Here is a 16,059-nt window from a genome sequence, read left to right as displayed (position 1 = left end):
GCACTACATGACACCGCGTCCGGCGCGGCGAAGCGCTGCGCCTATGGTTGCTCCAGCATTTCCAGGACCACCCTGCCCCTCGAAGGACAGCGATGCCCGCCAACACAGCCCCCCCTTCCGGCAAAAAGAAGGGGCGACGCGCCCGTCTGATCGTGATCGTTCTGGTGCTGGCGCTTGTCGCGGGTGTCGGCTACGGCGCGTACTGGGGCGTCAGTACGGTCCGTGCCTCTCTCCCCCAGACCACGGGGACAGTCGAACTCCAGGGCCTGTCGGGCTCCGTGGAGGTCAGACGCGATGGCTACGGCGTCCCGCAGATCTACGCCGACAGCGACCAGGACCTGTTCCGCGCCCAGGGCTTCGTCCAGGCGCAGGACCGCTTCTGGGAGATGGACGTCCGCCGTCATATGACCTCCGGCCGTCTCTCCGAGATGTTCGGGAAGGGACAGGTCAAGACCGACACCTTCCTGCGCACCCTGGACTGGCACGGAGTCGCGCAGCGGGAGTACGACACCAAGCTCTCGGCGGAGACCAAGAAGAACCTCCAGGCGTACGCGGACGGAGTGAACTCCTACCTCAAGGGCCGCTCGGGCAAGGACATCTCGGTCGAGTACGCCACGCTGAACCTCACGAACAGCTACCGGCCCGAGAAGTGGACCCCGGTCGACTCGGTGGCCTGGCTCAAGGCGATGGCCTGGGACCTGCGCGGCAACATGCAGGACGAGATCGACCGCTCGCTGATGACGAGCCGGCTGAGCGACAAGCAGATCGACGAGCTGTACCCGTCGTATCCGTACAGCCGTAACAAGCCGATCGTCTCCGAGGGCGGGATAGACCCGCTCACCGGGAAGTACGACCCCAAGGCCGAGCCGAGCGGCGACGCGACGGGTGACGGTACGGGCACGGGCCTCGGGACCGACGGCACCGGCACGGGCCTCGGGACCGGCGACACCGGTACCGGCCTCGGGGCCGGCGGCACCGGTACCGACGCGGGTACCGGAACCGGCACCACCGGCCTGACCGGCACGGGTACGGACACCGCCACCGGGGGGACCGGCACCGCCAGCAACATCGGCTACAGCGCCTCCGAGGCGACCGAGGGCCTGGAGTCCCAGCTCGGAGCGCTCTCCGGCACCCTGGACGAGATCCCCGCGCTGCTCGGCCCGAGCGGCAGCGGCATCGGCTCCAACTCCTGGGTCGTCTCCGGCCGCTACACGACGACGGACAAGCCCCTCCTCGCCAACGACCCGCACCTCGCGCCCCAGCTGCCCTCCCTCTGGTACCAGATGGGTCTGCACTGCCGCAGCGTCTCCGCGAACTGCCAGTACGACGTCGCGGGCTACACGTTCGCCGGTATGCCCGGTGTGATCATCGGGCACAACCAGGACGTCGCCTGGGGCTTCACCAACCTCGGCGCCGACGTGACCGACCTCTACCTGGAGAAGGTCAGCGGCGACTCGTACCTGTACGACGGCAAGGAGAAGCCGTTCAAGACCCGCGAGGAGACGATCAAGGTCGCCGGCGGCTCCAGCAAGAAGATCACCGTCCGCTCCACCGGCCACGGCCCGGTGGTCTCCGACCGCAACAGCGAGCTGAAGAAGGTCGGCGAGAAGGCCCCGGTCGGCAATGTCGCGCCCGACCGCGGTGACGGTTACGCGGTCTCCCTCCAGTGGACCGCGCTCGAACCGGGCAACTCCATGGACGCGGTCTTCGAGATCAACAAGGCCAAGGACTTCACCCAGTTCCGCAAGGCCGCGGAGCACTTCGAGGTCCCCTCCCAGAACCTCATCTACGCCGACACCAAGGGCAACATCGGCTACCAGGCGCCGGGCAGGATCCCCGTCCGCTCCGACGGCTTCGACGGCAGGACGCCGGCGCCGGGCTGGGACCCGAAGTACAAGTGGGAGGGGTACGTCCCCTTCGAGAAGCTGCCGTACGAGTACAACCCGAAGCGCGGCTACATCGTCACCGCCAACCAGGCGGTCGTCGACGCCGAGAAGTACCCGTACACGCTGACCGAGGACTGGGGCTACGGCGCCCGCAGCCAGCGCATCACCGACCTGATCGAGTCGAAGATCAAGGACGGCGGGAAGATCTCGACCGACGACATGCAGAGCATGCAGCTGGACAACAGCAGCCAGATCGCCAAGCTGCTGATGCCCTACCTGCTGAAGATCGATGTCTCCGACCCCGCCGTGCGCGAGGCGCAGAAGCTTCTCGAAGGCTGGGACTACACCCAGGACGCCGACTCCGGGCCCGCCGCCTACTTCAACGCGGTCTGGCGCAACGTCCTCAAGCTCGCCTTCGGGGACAAGCTTCCCAAGGAGCTGCGGGCCCAGGGCGAATGTCTCAACGTGCGCCCGGCCAACGGCTCCGGCCCGGTGGACGACGACCAGCGGCTGGTGCGCGAGTGCGGCCAGCGCGCCCCCGACCAGGCGCAGCCGGACGGCGGCGACCGCTGGTACGAGGTCGTGCGGAACATCATCAAGGACGAGGGCAACGAATGGTGGAGCGCCCCCGCCACCCGCAAGGACCCCGCCGCCAAGACCCGTGACCAGCTGCTCGGCCGCGCCATGGCGGACGCGCGCTGGGAGCTGACCGCCAAGCTCGGCAAGGACGTCTCCAGCTGGAGCTGGGGCCGCCTCCACCAGCTCCAGCTGAAGAACCAGACCCTGGGCACCAGTGGCCCCGGCATCTTGAAGGAGATGCTCAACCGGGGGCCCTGGAACCTCGGCGGCGGTGAGGCCGCGGTCAACGCGACGGGCTGGAACGCGGCGGGCGGTTACGAGGTCATCTGGGTCCCGTCGATGCGGATGGTCGTCAACGTCGGCGACTGGGACAAGTCCCGCTGGATCAATCTCACCGGCGCCTCGGGACACGCCTACAGCGCGCACTACACGGACCAGACCGACAAGTGGTCCAGGGGCGAGCTGCTCGACTGGTCCTACACCTCCGACGCCGTCGAACGCGCCACCCGGGACACGCTGACCCTGACCGAGGAGAAGCAGCAGCAGTAGGAGGCGAGGCGCGCGACAGCGGCCCTCAGCGGCCGAAGCGCCTGACACCCTCCGGGGTGATCACCGCCTGTACGGGGTGGTCGTGCGGTTCCTCCGGGACCCGCGCGACCACCTCGTTCTCGTAGAGCAGTACCAGCAGCGCGGGGCTCGCCCCGGCGCGCAGCAGCCGCTCCAGGACCCGGTCGTACGAGCCGCCGCCGCGCCCCAGCCGCATCCCGCGCCCGTCCACCGCGAGGCCGGGCAGCAGGACCGCTTCCGCCGCCAGGACGGCGCCGGGCCCGAGCCGCTCGCCTCCGGGTTCCAACAGGCCGCGCCCGGCACGCACCAGGTGCTCGGCGCCCTCGTACTCCGCCCAGTCCAGGTCGTTGTCCGTCATCAGCACCGGCAGCAGGACGCGGGTCCCGCGCGCACGCAGCGCGTCGAGCAGCGCGCGGGTGCCGGGCTCCCGCCCGACCGAGACGTAGGCGGCGACCGTACGGGCGCCGGCGAGTTCCGGCAGATCCAGCGCCCGCGCCGACAGAACCGACTCGGCCCTCCGTACGTCTTCACTGGACAGCAGGGCTCGCGCGGCGAGGAGTTCACCGCGTACGGCCGCCTTCTCGGACGTGTTCTGGCTCACTTCACGGCCCGCTTTCCGGTTCAAAAGCCATCACAAACCCCATATATGAGAGCGTATGAGGCGAAAGTTCACTGAAGTATCATCTTCCGCGCATACTGGCCGGATAGGGTTCTCCGCATGACTCATTCGTCCTCAAGGATCACCAAGGCTGTCATTCCCGCCGCGGGCCTGGGCACTCGCTTCCTGCCCGCCACCAAGGCCACTCCGAAGGAAATGCTGCCGGTCGTCGACAAGCCGGCGATCCAGTACGTGGTGGAGGAGGCGGTGGCCGCCGGGCTCTCCGACGTCCTCATGGTCACCGGCCGCAACAAGCGCGCCCTTGAGGACCACTTCGACCGGAACTACGAGCTGGAGCAGGCGCTCACCCTCAAGGGAGACAGGGAACGTCTCGCCAAGGTCCAGGAGTCCAGCGACCTCGCCACCATGCACTACGTGCGGCAGGGCGACCCGCGCGGCCTCGGCCACGCCGTGCTCTGCGCCGCCCCGCACGTCGGTGACGAGCCGTTCGCCGTCCTGCTCGGTGACGACCTGATCGACCCGCGCGATCCGCTGCTGTCCCGGATGGTCGAGGTCCAGGAGCGGGAGGGCGGCAGCGTCATCGCCCTCATGGAGGTCGACCCGGCGCAGATCCACCTCTACGGATGCGCCGCCGTCGAGGGCACGGACGACGCGGACGTCTTCAAGGTCCGTGATCTGGTCGAGAAGCCCGACGTCGCCGACGCCCCCAGCAACTACGCCATCATCGGCCGCTATGTGCTGGACCCGGCCGTCTTCGAGATACTGCGCAAAACCGAGCCGGGCCGCGGGGGTGAGATCCAGCTCACCGACGCTCTCCAGCAGCTCTCCGCCGACGAGAAGGTGGGCGGGCCGGTCCACGGCGTCATTTTCCAGGGCCGCCGCTACGACACCGGTGACCGGGGCGACTATCTGCGTGCCATTGTCAGACTCGCATGCGAACGTGAAGACCTGGGCCCGGACTTCCGCACCTGGCTCCGCGGTTACGTCAGCGAGGAGATGTAGCACTTGAGCAGCACGGCAGACCCGGCACTCACACCCGTCCGCGACCGGTTCTGGTCGGTGGAGGAGCATCTGGCGGACATCCTCGCGACGGTCCGTCCGCTCGACCCCATCGAACTGCAACTGCCCGACGCCCAGGGCTGCGTCCTCGTCGAGGACGTCACGGTGCCGGTGGCCCTGCCACCGTTCGACAACAGTTCCATGGACGGCTACGCCGTCCGTACGGCCGATCTGGTGGGCGCCACCGAGGAGTTTCCGGCCGTGCTGACCGTCATCGGGGATGTAGCGGCGGGCAGCGGCTCGCTGCCCGAGGTCGGCCCCGGCCAGGCCGCCCGCATCATGACCGGCGCTCCGCTGCCGCCGGGCGCCGAGGCCGTCGTGCCGGTGGAGTGGACCGACGGCGGGGTGGGTGGCGGAGCGGTCACCTCGATGCGCCCGGCGGGCGCGTTCCGCGAAGGGTCGAGCGGCGAGGTGCGGGTCCACCGCCCGGCCGAACCCCGTGCCCACGTCCGCGAGAGCGGCAGCGACGTGCGCGCCGGTGACCTCGCCCTGGAGGCCGGTACGGTGCTGGGGCCGCCCCAGATCGGCCTGCTCGCCGCGATCGGCCGGGGCAGGGTCCGGGTCCACCCGCGCCCGCGCGTGGTGGTGCTCTCCACCGGCAGCGAGCTGATCCAGCCGGGCGAGACGCTCGGCGAGGGCCAGATCTACGACTCCAACAGTTTCGCCCTCACCGCCGCCGCCCGGGACGCGGGCGCCATCGCCTACCGCGTGGGCGCCGTCACCGACGACGCGGACGAACTGCGTGCCGCCATCGAGGATCAGTTGATCCGTGCCGACCTCGTCATCACCACGGGCGGCGTCAGCGTCGGTGCGTACGACGTCGTCAAGGAGGCGCTCTCCTCGGTCGGGGACGAGGACGAGGAGGGCAGCGGTATCGACTTCCGCAAGCTCGCGATGCAGCCCGGCAAGCCCCAGGGGTTCGGCTCGATCGGCCCCGAACACACCCCGCTGCTCGCCCTCCCGGGCAACCCGGTGTCGTCGTACGTCTCGTTCGAGCTGTTCGCGCGCCCGGCGATCCGCGCGCTGATGGGGCTCAAGGACGTCCACCGCCCGGTGGTCCGCGCGACACTCGCGACCGAAGGGGCGGTGTCGTCACCGGCGGGCCGCCGGCAGTTCCTGCGCGGCACGTACGACGCCGAGGCGGGCACGATCGCCCCGGTGGGCGGCGCCGGCTCGCATCTTGTCGCCGCGCTCGCCCATGCCGACGCGCTGATCGTGGTCCCCGAGGAGACCGTCTCCGTGGAACCCGGTACGGAGGTTGACGTGATCCTGATCGGCTGAGCGCCGGGCGGTGGCGGTACCGTGTCTGCCCACACAGGCCCTGTCGGGCCCGGACCGGGAGCGCCAGCAGCGAATGACCGTGTTTTCCCGGGGGGAGACCCCCGGACCCCATCAGCAGGGCAGCGACAGCAGTGACGACAGCGACAGAAGCGACGGCATCGGCGGCAGTGACTCACGTGACGGTCTCGACGGCCTGACGCACATCGACGAGTCGGGCGCGGCCCGCATGGTCGATGTCTCGGCGAAGGACATCACGGCGCGCACGGCGCGGGCCAGCGGCCGGGTGCTCGTCTCGCCACGCGTCGTGGAACTGCTCAGGGGCGGGGGAGTGCCCAAGGGCGACGTCCTCGCCACGGCACGTATCGCCGGCATCATGGGGGCCAAAAGGACCCCCGACCTGATCCCGCTCTGTCATCCGCTGGCCGTCTCGGGCGTGACGCTCGACCTCAGCGTCGCGGACGACGCCGTCGAGATCCTGGCGACGGTCAGGACCACCGACCGTACGGGCGTCGAGATGGAGGCCCTGACCGCGGTGTCGGTGGCCGCGCTGACCGTGGTCGACATGGTGAAGGCGGTCGACAAGGGGGCGGTCATCACCGACGTACGGGTCGAGGAGAAGACCGGGGGCAGGTCCGGCACGTGGACCCGCCCGGCGGGCGCCGGGGGTGGTACGGCATGAGCGGACCGGAGAGACACGGGACGGCCGCGGCCGGCACCGAACCCGGAGCCCCCGACGGCACACCGGAACCCCGACACCCCAGGGACCCAGGGGCGGACACGGCGGCGCCGTACCGGGCCCTGGTCGTCACGGCCTCCAACCGCGCGTCGGCCGGCGTCTACGCCGACCGCGGCGGCCCGATCCTGGCCGAGGGCCTGGCCGCGCTCGGTTTCGCGGTCGACGGACCGCGGGTCGTCCCCGACGGTGATCCGGTCGAGCGGACGCTGCGCGAAGGCGTGGCCGCCGGGTACGACGTGATCCTCACCACCGGCGGCACCGGTCTGTCGCCCACGGACCGCACCCCGGACGTCACCCGGCGCGTCGTCGACTACGAGATCCCCGGCATCCCCGAGGCGATCCGTGCCGAGGGTGTACCCAAGGTCCCCACCGCCGCGCTGTCCCGAGGCGCGGCGGGCGTGTCCGGGCGGACGCTGATCGTGAATCTGCCGGGCTCGACCGGCGGCGTGCGCGACGGCCTCGCCGTGCTCGACCGGCTGCTCGTGCATGCCGTGGACCAGATCCACGGCGGCGATCACCCCCGTACGTCCGGATGAACCCGGCCTGGCCCGTGATCCTGGCGAACGGCGATGTCGTTCTGCGCCCCATAAAGCTGCGCGACCAGGCCGCCTGGCGCGAGGTGAACCGGCGCAACCGCGACTGGCTGCGTCCCTGGGAGGCGACGATTCCGCCGCCGCCCCCCGGCGCGCCCGGTGCCCGGCGCCCCACGTACCGCCAGATGGTCCGCCACCTGCGCGCCGAGGGCGCCGCCGGCCGGATGCTGCCGTTCGTCATCGAGTACCAGGGGCGGCTGGTCGGGCAGTTGACGGTCGCCGGGATCACCTGGGGCTCGATGTGTTCGGGACATGTCGGCTACTGGGTGGACCGCGAGGTCGCGGGGCGCGGCGTCATGCCGACGGCCGTCGCCCTCGCCGTCGATCACTGTTTCCGGACGGTGGGGCTGCACCGCGTCGAGGTCTGCATCCGGCCCGAGAACGGGCCGAGCCGCCGGGTGGTCGACAAGCTCGGATTCCGCGAGGAGGGGCTGCGCCCGCGCTACCTCCACATCGACGGTGCGTGGCGGGATCACCTCGTCTACGCGCTCACGGCGGAAGAGGTGCCGGAGGGGCTGCTCCACCGGTGGCGGCAGAGGCGACCCGAGAACAATCAGAAAATGAAATAAATGTTCGATATTCTTTCCGATATGGACATCAAACGATCCGAAACATCATAAAAAAAGTCAGTGATATCAGCCAGATCGTGCGACACACCGGCTCAATTGGCGGATGCCGCCGTGCGAACCCCTCTACGGTGTGAACCGTGAGCAGCAGCGGCCTCATCTACGCAGTCATCGTCGGGGCTTGGGCCGCCTACTTGGTGCCGATGTGGCTCCGCAGGCAGGACGAGCTCAATGAGGCGCGTCCGACGGAACGCTTCAGCACCGCCATCCGGCTGCTGTCCGGAAGGGCGGCCATGGAGCGCCGTTACGCCAAGGAGCTTCAGGGACGGGCCGAGGAGGCGGGGACCGACGCGGAACCGGACAGGCGCACGGAATCGATCAGCTCCGTGGACGTCCGGGCCTTCTCCGCGCCCCGGGAGCACACCGAGGTACGGATGGAGATCCACCCGCCCTCGCGTACGGTGCCCCGCCCCGCGCCCGAACCCTCTCCGGTACGCCCCGAGGCATCTCCGGCGCGTCCCGAGCGCGTCGCCCCGCCCGAGCCGTCACCCGAACGGCGCGCCCGGCGTGAAAGGCGCGCGCGGCCCTCGGGTACGGCGGCGGAACGCGCCCGGCGCGCGCAGCGCTCGCAGGTCCTCGCACGGCGACGCCGTACCACCGTCGTCCTCTTCCTCGCCTTCACGCTCGGCGCGATCGTCGCGGCGGTCGGCGGACTGGGCTTCCTCTGGGCGCCGGCGGTTCCCGCCGTCCTGCTGAGCACGTACATCGTGCATCTGCGCGGTCAGGAACGGCGTCGCTTCGCGTTCACGATGGACCGGCGCAGGGCCGAGGCCGCCGCCCAGCGCCTCCGCGAGAACCGCCCGCGCCGCCACCAGCCCGCTTCGGCCGCCGTAGGCGAGCCGGAACAGGAGCCCGAACCCCACCCCGAGCCCGAACCGGAGCCCGCCCCCGCGGTCTCGCCCCAGGAGGCGGGCCGCCGCGCCCTGGTCGAGCAGACCGACCACGCGGAGTGGGTCGACCAGCAGCGCGAACGCGGTCCCGGCCGAGGCGACAGCTGGGAACCGGTCCCGGTCCCGCTGCCCACCTACGTCACCGCCCCGGTCGCGCCACGGGCCACCGGCGGCGTGGACGTGACCGACCCGGAGACCTGGAGCGCGGCCCGCTCGTCCACCGCCGAGCCGGCCCCCGAACCCCTCCCTGCCCCGTCCCCTCCGGCCCCCCGCCGCGCCCGCGACCGGGGCAGGACCCCCCTTTTCGACCAGTACGACGAAGACGACCGCCCCCGCGCGGCCAACGAGTGACATCCGGGCCCCGGGTCCTCGGGGGCGTCACGGCTCCACCTGTGACCAGCCACGGACGGATTTTTGAGCACGGCCCCAGGGGTGCTAAAGTTTCACTCGTTGCAAGGGCCTGTGGCGCAGACTGGTAGCGCACCTCGTTCGCATCGAGGGGGTCAGGGGTTCAAATCCCCTCAGGTCCACCGCAGCTCAAAGCCCCTACCGGGGAAACCCGGTAGGGGCTTTTTGGTGTTGCTCGGACTTCGGCGCTGCTCGGACGGGACGCCGTCTCGTGGCGGGCGACGGGCCGTGTCGTCGCCGGGCCGTGTCGTCGCCGGGCCGTGCCGTCGCCGGGGCGGGTTCGGTGCAGGTCAGCGGGCGTTGTCAGTGGTCGGACCTACTGTGAGTTCCGTCGATCGCCCGTGTCGCGGGCGGAGTTCGTCACAGGAGCGCCGACCTGGGGTCGGCGTGGTCCGGGGAAGGGGCGGCCGTGCGGGACAGGGGACGCGAGGGATACGTGGCGGTGGGTGCCGGTCGCATGCCGGACGCCGGGGATGGCGGCAGGGCCGAGGATGCCGTGGCGGCCCCCGACGAGGACTCCTTCACGCTGCCCGCCGCCTGGCGGCAGACGCTCCGGCCGCGCTGGGGCGGCGTCAGCCGGAACACGCACTACCCCCACGGGTCGGCCCTCGACTCCTGGGACAGGCGGCTCGCGGCGGCGAAGGCGGAGTGGACCGGCCCGGTCCTCGACGGGGCCGTCGCGGGCATCGACCCTGAGCGGGCAGCCGCCGCACGCCGCTATCTGGAGGGGACGGCGGATCCGGTCGGCGCGGCGGTCCTGGCCGTGGCCACCGACCGGGGGAAGTTGGTGTACAGCGAGGTCGTCGACGCCTGGGATCTGCGGCACGGGCGGGTCTTCGCGGCCCGCGCCACGGTGGAGCTGTTCGAGCTGGACCACGACAGCGACGAGGGCAGGACCACCAGGCTGGCCGTCCTGCCCGAGGGTGACGCGCCGCAGCGGCTGTGGTTGCGCCGGGGCGCCGCCGACCGGGTGCGGACGCTGCTGTCCACGGTCGGTGAGGACCGCTACCGCGAGGTGGTGGCGGCTCTGGCCGCGCACCGCGGTGGTGCGCGGCGCCGCATCGTGGTGTCGTATCTGGTCCCGGGCGAGACCGACTGGGTCGCGGAGTGCTGTGCCGATCCCGGGGAGAGCGGGCGGGAGGACCGCGTCATACGCGCCATGCTGTTCGAGTCGCTGAACGACGAGGAGCAGCTGCGAGCCCTGCTGCGGGCGGGCGGCGTGTCCGCCTACAACGGCAGACTCTCCACCGCGGCCACGGTCGCCGAGGGCGTCGGGCCCGCCGTCGCCGCGCTGATCGCGGAGATCTGGCGGCACCGTACACCTGCCAACGGGGCTTCGGCGGAAGAACAGGCGGCGATCCTGGCGGAGCTGCCGACGGACGAGGCTTTCGCGCTGTTGATGTCCCACGCCGACGACAAGCAGGTGCGTCCCGCGCTGCTGGAGGCGGTGCGGCGATATCCGGTGCGCGCGGCTCGCCTGCTGGCCGGCCGGGCGGCGCCCGCCCCCGGCCGCAACTCCTTCCTGCTGGGCCAGTTGCTCACCGCGCACGTCGCCACGCACGGCGAGCTGCTGGAATCGCGGCTCGCGCGGTTCCCGCCCAGGGCCGCCGAGGTGGTGCGGGGGCTGCTGCACCCGGCTGTCGCCGACGCCTCGGCCGACGCGCTGCCCGAACTGCTGGTGAACCCGCCGTGGACGGGCAGGCGGACCGCGCCGAAGCCGAGGACCGTCAAGGGGCTCGCCGCCGGGGAGGAGACCCGCGTGCTGTGGCAGCCCGGTGAGCGCGAGGCATGGGCCGCCGCTGTCGAGGAGTCCGAGCGCCGGGCGCGGCGCTGGCACAACGAGCCGTATCCCGACGTCCCAACCCTGCGGGAGCAGTTCGCCGACCTCGACAACTACCGGCTGGCGGCCCTGTTCGTCGACGGCCCTGACACGTACCGCCCGTTGCTGGCGCAGTGGACCCCCGAGCACATGTGGGAGATCGTCGAGGAGTTGAGGCCGGTGGCCGCCCGGTGGGAGGAGGACGCGCTGCCGCCGCTGCTGCATGCCGCGACGCGGCAGCCCGCCATGGCCGGCGGGCTGCTCCTGCCCTATCGGCAGCTGGAGGTCGCGCGGCTGATGGCCGACTGGTTCGTGCGGTTGAAGTCCGTCGCGGCCACGGCCCGTGCCTGGTTCGCCCGGCACGGCGCGGACGCCGCCGCGCTGCTGGTGCCCGATGCGGCCGGTCCGGCGGGCGCCGCCCGCCACAGCGCCGAGCACGCGCTGCGGGCCATCGCCGTCACCCACGGCAAGGAGGCCGTACTCGACGCGGCGGCCGGCCACGGTCCCGAGGCGGTCGCGATCGTCCGTGACCTGCTGTCGGCCGGTCGTCTGGAGCTGGCGCTGCCGTCGAGGATGCCGGAACCCGCCGCCTGGGCGGCCCCCCGCTTGCTGCCGCGCGTGCTGCTGCGCGGCCGGACCTCGGCGCTGTCGGCCGAGTCCGTGCGCCATCTGCTGACCATGCTGGCCATCTCCCGGCCGGGCGCGGTCTATACGGGCGTGGAGGTGGTGAAGGAGGCGTGCGATCCCGAGTCGCTGGCCTCCTTCGCCTGGTCCCTGTTCGAGCAGTGGCGGCTGTCCGGGATGCCGGCCAAGGAAAGCTGGGCGCTGTATGCCCTGGGGTGGCTCGGCGACGACGAGACGGCGCGTCGGCTGGCGCCGGTCCTGCGAAGCTGGCCCGGCGAGGGAGCGCACCAGCGGGCGGTGGAGGGCCTGGACGTGCTGGTGGCCATCGGCAGCGACGTGGCCCTGACGCAGCTGCACGGGGTGTCGCAGCGGGTGAGATTCAAGGCCCTCAAGACGCGTGCCCAGGAGAAGGTCGAGCAGCTGGCAGCCGATCTGGGGCTGTCCGGCGAGCAGCTCGCCGACCGGATGGTGCCGGACTTCGGGCTGGACGCCGATGGCACGACCGTCGTGGACTACGGGCCCCGGCGCTTCACCGTGTGCTTCGACGAGCAACTGCGCCCGTACGTCCTGGACCAGGACGGCAAGCGGCGCAAGGACCTGCCCAAGCCGGGCGCACGCGACGACGCCGAGCTGGCCCCGGCGGAACGAAAGCGGTTCACGGCGCTGAAGAAGGACGTGCGGGCGGTGGCCTCGGACCAGGTACGCCGACTGGAGGACGCGATGGTCGCGGGCCGCCTCTGGACCACCGGTGAGTTCCGCGAGCTGTTGGTCTCCCATCCCCTGCTGGGGCATCCGGTGCGGCGACTGGTGTGGCTGTGCGTCCCGGCCGGAGCCGCCGAGACGGCCCCGTCCGAGACCCCGGGGCTCAGCGGCACCGGCGGGGTGACGGCGTTCCGGGTGTGGGCGGACCGCACCTTCGTCGACGTACGGGGCGAGGAGTTCACGTTGCCGGAGGACGCCTCGGTGCGGCTGGCACACCCGCTCCACCTCGGCGGGGAACTCACGGCGTGGGCGAAGCTGTTCGCCGACCACGAGTTCCGACAGCCCTTCCCGCAGCTGGACCGTGCCGTGCACCGGCTCGCGGACGACGAGGCGGCCGGCGACCGGTTGGAGCGGTGGGAGAACGTCACCGTGCCGACCGCCGCACTGCTCGGCCTGGAGCGGCGCGGCTGGGAGCGCGACGAGCCGATGTTCGCCGGGGTGCAGTGCTGGATGTCCAAGCGGGTCGCGAAGGACCGCTGGGTCATCGTCATTCCGTCGGACGGGTTCAAGATCGGCGCCGTCGATCTCTCCGCCGAGCAGTCGCTGCTTCACATAGGGCTGTCCGTGCGGCCCAGCGCGTGGGACCAGCCCGGGGAGCCGGCCAGGCTCGCCTTCGCCGAACTCGACCCGGTGGCCGTGTCCGAGCTGCTCTCCGACCTTGCGGAGCTGGTGGCGCGCTGATGACGACCAGAAGCCCCACCCCACCGCGGCGCACAGCCCGGGGAGGGCCGGGAGCGACGGCCGCTGCTCTCCCTCCCCGTTCCTCTTCCCTGTTCCTCCTCCCTGTCCTCCCGCTGGGAATTCGGGTCGAAATCATACGGACGCCTGAATATGTTTCGCACTGATAAGCGAAAATGGGGGAGGTGTAGCGGGAAGTGGTCTTCGCCATAACCCGGTCGAGTGACGCGGGCTCACGGATATTCGCCATCGGCCACTACTGTGCCCCAACATGACCACTACCAATACCGCTTCGAACAGTGCCCAGTACGCTTCCCAGTTGGGCACTCTCTCGGTGATCCCCTGGACGAGCGACCCGAGCGAAAGCGAACGCAACGCGCCTTATCTGCTCGCCTATTCGCTCGGTGACGGGCGGGGCGGCCCCGGTGTTGTCGAGGACACCATGCGCGCCGTTCTCGCCGAGGTCGGGCTGCGGCCCGGCGAGGAGCTGGTCGACGCGTCCGAGACGCCCGGTGTGTCGATCAAGCTGCTGGTGGAGGCGGGCCGCGCCGTGCTCACGATGCCGTACCTCAACGCGCAGTGCCCCGTACCCCCGGAGTGGGAGCGCGACGCCCGGGAGACCGGCAAGGTCTACTTCGTGGTCGCCACCCGGCCGTGGGCCGAGGCGACGCCGGGCAAGCCGGTCACCGAGGACCAGCTGCGCGCCTTCGCCGGCGACCCGGAGATGCTCGCCGCCGCCGCGCACTGCCTGCTGCCGGTCCGCAGCCTGCGCGGCTGAGGCTCAGCCGGTCGACGCCGGGTTCGAGGAACGCGGCGCACAGACTCAGGCACAGGTAGCGGCTCAGGCGGCGAGAACAGCGAGAGGAGCGGATGTCGTGGCAACGACTCTGGTCGAGGACGCGTCAACCGAGAAGACCGCGGACGGCGTCGGCGGTGTACGGGGCGGCAGCCGGGCGTTCGCGCTGTTGCTGATCATCACGGGCGCGGCGGGGGTGCTGGCCGCCTGGGTGATCACCATCGACAAGTTCAGGTTGCTGGAGGATCCGGGTTTCACGCCGGGGTGCAGTCTGAATCCGGTGGTGTCGTGCGGGAACATCATGAAGAGCGCTCAGGCGTCGGTCTTCGGGTTTCCCAATCCGATGCTGGGTCTGGTGGCTTACGGGGTGGTGGTCTGTATCGGGGTGGGGCTGCTGGCGGGGGCGCGTTACCGGGGGTGGTTCTGGCTGGGGCTGAACGCGGGGACGCTGTTCGGGGTGGGGTTCTGCGCCTGGCTCCAGTACCAGTCGCTGTACAGCATCAATTCGCTGTGTCTGTGGTGCTGTCTGGCGTGGGTCGGCACGATCGTCATGTTCTGGTACGTCACGTCCCACAACATCCGGGCCGGCCTGCTGCCCGCCCCTGGCGCGGTGCGCGGATTCCTGGACGAGTTCACCTGGACGCTGCCGGTGCTGCACATCGGGATCATCGGGATGCTGATCCTGACCCGCTGGTGGGACTTCTGGACCAGCTGACGGAATCAGCCGGCAGAATCAGCCCTCGGAATCAGCCCTCGGAATCAGTGGGCGGAATCAACTGGCTGGGTCTGCACCGGAAATCAGCTGCGGAAATCAACTGAAGAGGCGTGCGTGTCGCGCGGGCGAGCCATCGCGGTACGCGCGTCGCGCGAGGCAGCCGTACAACCCGCACTCCGCGCGTCCGACGCTCCAGCCGCCCGCCCGCCCCTCAAGGCCCTGAATCAGGAGACCGTGAGGGGCGGTGGCGGTTCTTCCCGGAGTCCAGGAACGCGGGACTACTGGCCGAACGGGAGTCCGCCGAGGAGCTGACCGCCGCCCGGCTTCGGCTTGTTCAGCTCGTTGGTGACCTGGTTCACCGCGTGGAGGACGGAGCCCGGGCGCTCGGTGTCGAGCATGTTGCTGTCCAGCGGCTTGGGGTCGCGCAGACCTTCGCGCAGCAGCTGGTCCACGCCGTTGTTCAGGTTGATCGAGGTCTGGGGCGGCTGGCCGGCCGGGGCGGGTGCGGCGGCCAGCGCGGGTGCGGCGGCGGCACCCAGGGCCAGCACGGAACCGGCGGCGGCGACGACGGTGGCGGCGACCTTCGTGGTCTTCATCGGTGCGTCCTTCTCTCGGATCTCTCGGATCTCTGGGACTGTCTCGGCGTCCCGGACATGTGGGTACGGGAACAACTCGGATCCCGCACAGGCTCGTTGACGGAGGTCTCCCTGCCGCCCGGCCTCGACATCCCTAACGATTTCTCGGCGTGGCGGAAACTCCGTACCGGGGGAATTCTGGGCAGGCCACTCGAATGAGCAGACGGGAAAGCGTGAGCGGACAGGAAAGAGCCGCCCCGCCCCGAAGGGCAGGACGGCTCGTTCGCGTGAAGCCGACGGCTATGACGTCAGTTGTTGACGCAGACGTTGCCGAAGGCGGGGTTCAGGATGCCGATGACGTCGATGGTGTTGCCGCACAGGTTGATCGGAACGTGCAGCGGGACCTGGACGACGTTGCCGGACAGGACACCCGGGGAACCGACAGCCGCGGCCTCCGCGCCGGAGTCGGCGAAGGCGGCGCCGGAGGCACCGGCGACGGCGGCGGCGGCCGCGGCGGAGAGAACGACGGCCTTGGCGATACGCGACATGGGGAAGGGCTCCTCGGTCGTATGAAGATGACATGAGCGCCGGGCGTGATTGCCCCGACTCATGCATCAACGGCCAGCACGCCCGTAGGTTGCGGGCCCAAACGGGTGAATCCGCGCTTCGCGTCACTGCGGGAGAGGGCCGGACTCGGCCGCGAAGGCCGGGCGCGGCCGGTGGTGGCGGCGTGTTCCCGTACCCCGCTGTCGCCCCGCGCACCCCGCGATTCCCGGTCAATTCCCTTGGCGGACGGTGGAGTACGGGCAATCAAGTTGAACGTTTACCGGGCAGTCCGTCATATAC

At 70.8% G+C, this 16,059-nt stretch carries 13 protein-coding genes and 1 tRNA gene; 11 read left to right on the top strand and 3 right to left on the bottom strand.

Annotation, left to right across the window (positions count from 1 at the left end):
- The first annotated feature begins 92 nt into the window (after window positions 1-92).
- Window positions 93-3,014, top strand: coding sequence for a penicillin acylase family protein (locus tag ACFY6S_RS15645; protein WP_388816440.1), 2,922 nt, complete (start codon window positions 93-95; stop codon window positions 3,012-3,014).
- Between the two features lie 25 nt (window positions 3,015-3,039).
- Here the strand turns inward: ACFY6S_RS15645 and ACFY6S_RS15640 are convergent, their stop codons facing one another.
- Window positions 3,040-3,633 (bottom strand): 5-formyltetrahydrofolate cyclo-ligase, encoded by a 594-nt coding sequence (locus ACFY6S_RS15640; RefSeq protein WP_388816437.1) that lies wholly within the window; start codon window positions 3,631-3,633, stop codon window positions 3,040-3,042.
- Between the two features lie 117 nt (window positions 3,634-3,750).
- Between ACFY6S_RS15640 and galU the strand changes: the two genes are divergently transcribed.
- From galU to ACFY6S_RS15590, 10 genes are all read left to right on the top strand, one after another.
- Window positions 3,751-4,653 (top strand): UTP--glucose-1-phosphate uridylyltransferase GalU, encoded by a 903-nt coding sequence (galU, locus tag ACFY6S_RS15635; protein WP_388816434.1) that lies wholly within the window; start codon window positions 3,751-3,753, stop codon window positions 4,651-4,653.
- 3 nt (window positions 4,654-4,656) lie between these two features.
- Window positions 4,657-5,991: a gephyrin-like molybdotransferase Glp gene (gene glp, locus ACFY6S_RS15630; RefSeq protein WP_388816431.1), complete on the top strand. Its 1,335-nt coding sequence runs from the start codon at window positions 4,657-4,659 to the stop codon at window positions 5,989-5,991.
- Between the two features lie 226 nt (window positions 5,992-6,217).
- Window positions 6,218-6,670, top strand: a complete 453-nt coding sequence (moaC, locus tag ACFY6S_RS15625) for a cyclic pyranopterin monophosphate synthase MoaC (RefSeq protein WP_388817984.1) — start codon at window positions 6,218-6,220, stop codon at window positions 6,668-6,670.
- Window positions 6,667-7,263, top strand: coding sequence for a molybdenum cofactor biosynthesis protein B (locus ACFY6S_RS15620; RefSeq protein ID WP_388816428.1), 597 nt, complete (start codon window positions 6,667-6,669; stop codon window positions 7,261-7,263). The genes moaC and ACFY6S_RS15620 overlap by 4 nt, the downstream gene beginning before the upstream one ends.
- Window positions 7,260-7,889: a GNAT family N-acetyltransferase gene (locus tag ACFY6S_RS15615; RefSeq protein WP_388816425.1), complete on the top strand. Its 630-nt coding sequence runs from the start codon at window positions 7,260-7,262 to the stop codon at window positions 7,887-7,889. Before ACFY6S_RS15620 ends, ACFY6S_RS15615 begins: the two co-directional genes overlap by 4 nt.
- Before the next feature lie 137 nt (window positions 7,890-8,026).
- Window positions 8,027-9,187: a gephyrin-like molybdotransferase receptor GlpR gene (gene glpR / locus ACFY6S_RS15610; protein WP_388816422.1), complete on the top strand. Its 1,161-nt coding sequence runs from the start codon at window positions 8,027-8,029 to the stop codon at window positions 9,185-9,187.
- A 105-nt stretch (window positions 9,188-9,292) separates the two neighbouring features.
- Window positions 9,293-9,366 (top strand) — tRNA-Ala (locus ACFY6S_RS15605).
- Between the two features lie 287 nt (window positions 9,367-9,653).
- On the top strand, window positions 9,654-13,130 hold the full coding sequence (locus ACFY6S_RS15600; RefSeq protein ID WP_388816419.1) for a DUF4132 domain-containing protein: 3,477 nt from the start codon (window positions 9,654-9,656) through the stop codon (window positions 13,128-13,130).
- A 268-nt stretch (window positions 13,131-13,398) separates the two neighbouring features.
- Window positions 13,399-13,905, top strand: coding sequence for a DUF5949 family protein (locus ACFY6S_RS15595; protein WP_388816416.1), 507 nt, complete (start codon window positions 13,399-13,401; stop codon window positions 13,903-13,905).
- A gap of 109 nt (window positions 13,906-14,014) precedes the next feature.
- The gene (locus tag ACFY6S_RS15590) at window positions 14,015-14,638 is read left to right on the top strand and encodes a vitamin K epoxide reductase family protein (RefSeq protein WP_388817981.1); all 624 of its coding nucleotides are present in this window, start codon (window positions 14,015-14,017) and stop codon (window positions 14,636-14,638) included.
- A gap of 278 nt (window positions 14,639-14,916) precedes the next feature.
- On the opposite strand, the gene ACFY6S_RS15585 is transcribed toward ACFY6S_RS15590, so the two are convergent.
- Together ACFY6S_RS15585 and ACFY6S_RS15580 are read right to left on the bottom strand one after the other, a co-directional pair.
- Window positions 14,917-15,234, bottom strand: a complete 318-nt coding sequence (locus tag ACFY6S_RS15585) for a hypothetical protein (protein WP_388816413.1) — start codon at window positions 15,232-15,234, stop codon at window positions 14,917-14,919.
- Between the two features lie 287 nt (window positions 15,235-15,521).
- Window positions 15,522-15,761, bottom strand: coding sequence for a chaplin (locus tag ACFY6S_RS15580; protein WP_114623804.1), 240 nt, complete (start codon window positions 15,759-15,761; stop codon window positions 15,522-15,524).
- Window positions 15,762-16,059: the final 298 nt, after the last annotated feature.

The sequence above is a fragment of the Streptomyces sp. NPDC012835 genome, assembly GCF_042900885.1.
In the GTDB taxonomy this organism is placed as follows: Bacteria; Actinomycetota; Actinomycetes; order Streptomycetales; family Streptomycetaceae; genus Streptomyces.
This window is presented reverse-complemented; position numbering and strand designations above follow the sequence as displayed.